The sequence below is a fragment of the Arthrobacter sp. efr-133-R2A-120 genome (assembly GCF_030209835.1).
In the GTDB taxonomy this organism is placed as follows: Bacteria; Actinomycetota; Actinomycetes; order Actinomycetales; family Micrococcaceae; genus Arthrobacter.
The window spans coordinates 1-2574 of record NZ_JARVRF010000070.1; the positions used below are offsets into that span (position 1 = coordinate 1).

Here is a 2574-nt window from a genome sequence, read left to right on the forward strand (position 1 = left end):
GTTGCTGAGCCGGTGCGGGCTACTCGTTTCCGCTACTTGGTGTCTTGGGGCTTTTGTCTGTCACCACTCGAAGACTACTTGATGGAATCTTTAAGCAATCTTGAACCGAAGCTTGGGGAATCCTTGCGGCTTCCTGAAAAACCTGCCGGAAAGTAGTGGTCATCGGACAGCAAAGGTCCCGGTCTCACGGGCTTCAAGAAACGGAAATTTCATCATGGGTCTCAACCTGAAAACCACCACCGGTAAAGTCATTGCTTCCCTGGCCCTGGTCGGCACAGCTGCCGGCGTGGCGGGACTGGGAACCTACGGTGCCTTCACCTCCAGCACCTCGGCCAGCAACACCGTGGCCTCGGGCATCGTGAACATCGCCCTGGGCACCACAGGCACCGCAGCGAACCGGCTCAACGTCGCCGCGTCCGGCCTGGTCCCGGGCGACACCGTGCAGCGCGTGGCGACCCTGGCCAACGCCGCCGGGAACCAGAACCTCTCCGCGATCACCCTGACCACCGCGGCCGCCCCGTCCTCCCTGCTGGACACCAACACCACCATGGGCCTGCAGGTCACCGTCGATGACTGCTCCGTGCCCTGGACCGAGGCCGGCACCGCCCCCGCCTACACCTACACCTGCACCGGCACCACCACCACGGTCCTGGCCTCCCGTCCCGTGATCGGCGCGAACGTGGCCCTGGCCAACCTGACCTCGGTCACCGCCGGACACACCGACAACCTGCGCGTCACCCTGACCCTGCCCTCCACCGCGGACAACACCCTGCAGAACCAGAGCAGCACCATCGGCTTCACCTTCACCGGCACCCAGCGCACCGCCACCAACCAGTAACACCCCGGCAACCCCGATCCGGTAGCCCCGAGCCCGAGCCAGCCCTCCGCCGTCGAGCCCCCCTGAAAACGACGGCGGAGGGCCTCCCCCCAGAAACGGAGAGCCCAGCCATGACCGCAACACCGGTCCGCCACCGGCGGGTCCCCCCGACCACGACGACGGCACCCGGCACCGGACAGACCGGCACCGGTCGGCCCGGTTCGACGGCGGCACCCGGCACCGAAGCCGCGGGTGAGGGCCGGGGTGCGGGGTCGGGGGTTGCCCGGGCCCTGGTCAGTGTGATCACGACCGTGGTGATGGTGGCCGCGGTCGCGGCGTTCCTGTTCCTGGCCGTCGGGCCGCGCGTGCTGGGTTACCAGACGTCCACGATGCTTACCGGGTCGATGTCGCCGCTGATCAACCCCGGGGACGTCGTGGTCACCGTCCCCGTCGCGGTCCAAAACCTGAGGGTCGGGGACATCATCACCTACCACATCCCGGTGGAGGACCAGCGGGTGGAAACCCACCGGATCATCGACCTCACAATCAACAACCAGGGCACCGCCACGGTCCGGACCAAGGGCGACGCGAACAACGGCCCCGACCCCTGGACCGCGACCCTGGCCGGCGGGCAGGTGGACCGGCAGGTGTTCACCGTCCCGTACCTGGGCAACGCAATCCGCGCCCTGCGCGATCCCGTGGTCCTGAAGGTCCTGATGTACGGCGCCCCGGCCGCCCTCGTCCTCCTGCTCCTCGCCTCCATCTGGCGCAAAAACCCCGACGCCGGTACCGCCGCTGCGGACACCGGCGCCGGTACCGCCGCGGGCGTGGGCGCTGCGGCCGGGCGGCCGTTGCCGGCTTTTGACCGCCGCCCCCTCAGGCGCCTGGCCCGGGAGATGAAGAGCAAGGAAGCGGCCCGGAAGTTCGCCGCCGCCTACGCCAGGCTGCTGCCGGCCCGGGTGGAGCGGATCAGCCACGCCCTGCGCACCGGCAACACCGAGCTCGCCATGGACGCGGTGCTCAGCCTGAAAACCAGCTCCTCGATGGTCGGGGCGCTCCGGATGGAACAACACTGCCTCCGCCTCGAACACGCCCTGGCCACGACCGACCACACCGCCGCAATCCGGGCCGGGGACGCCGTCCGCGAGCACCAGGCCCAGCTGGAAAAAGCCCTGGGCGGTCACACCGCCCGGCGCGCCGCCTGAAATCCTCCAAGAACCGGACCCGGTGCCCTGCCCTTACCGCCTGAAAACGGTGAGAATGGAACCGACCACCGGGCCTGACAGAAAGCCGCCGACCTTGCGAAGAAGCCGGAGCACCGCCGACACCGCCCGGACGCCCGCGCCCGGGCGCCTCGCGGCGGTCCTGGCAGCCGCCGCCGTCCTGGTCTTCGCCCCCGGCATCGCCCAAGCCGCGTTCAACACCACCGCCGGCGCCGCGCTCCCCGTCTCCTCCGCCACCCTGGCATCGACCGCCACGGTCAGCGCGTCCTGCCAGGGATCGAGCCTCACCATCACCGTCACCGACTGGGCCCTGACCGATCCCCGCTTCCAAGGCCAGTTCACCGTCACCACCGTCCTCGGGATCGTCGTCTTCACCGGCACCAGCAACCAAAGCGGCGGCGGAACCTACACCGCGAAAATCGTCCCCCACCTCGGAACCTGGAACTGGACCGTCCAAAACCAATACCCCGTCCCCGGCACCAGCAACACCTGGACCGGCACACCCAAGACCGGACAATTCACCTGCACCTAAGA

Annotated in this window: 3 protein-coding genes; all 3 read left to right on the forward strand. The window is 68.8% G+C overall.

The annotated features are described in order from the left end of the window. Positions 1–214: 214 nt before the first annotated feature. The 3 genes from QRN52_RS23010 to QRN52_RS23020 all read left to right on the forward strand — a co-directional run bounded on the left by QRN52_RS23010 (position 215) and on the right by QRN52_RS23020 (position 2572). On the forward strand, positions 215–838 hold the full coding sequence (locus QRN52_RS23010; RefSeq protein ID WP_284756115.1) for a TasA family protein: 624 nt from the start codon (positions 215–217) through the stop codon (positions 836–838). Between the two features lie 110 nt (positions 839–948). Further along, entirely contained in the window at positions 949–2022 is a 1074-nt protein-coding gene (locus QRN52_RS23015) for a signal peptidase I (protein WP_284756116.1), read from the forward strand. A 94-nt stretch (positions 2023–2116) separates the two neighbouring features. Then, positions 2117–2572: a hypothetical protein gene (locus QRN52_RS23020; RefSeq protein WP_284756118.1), complete on the forward strand. Its 456-nt coding sequence runs from the start codon at positions 2117–2119 to the stop codon at positions 2570–2572. Positions 2573–2574: the final 2 nt, after the last annotated feature.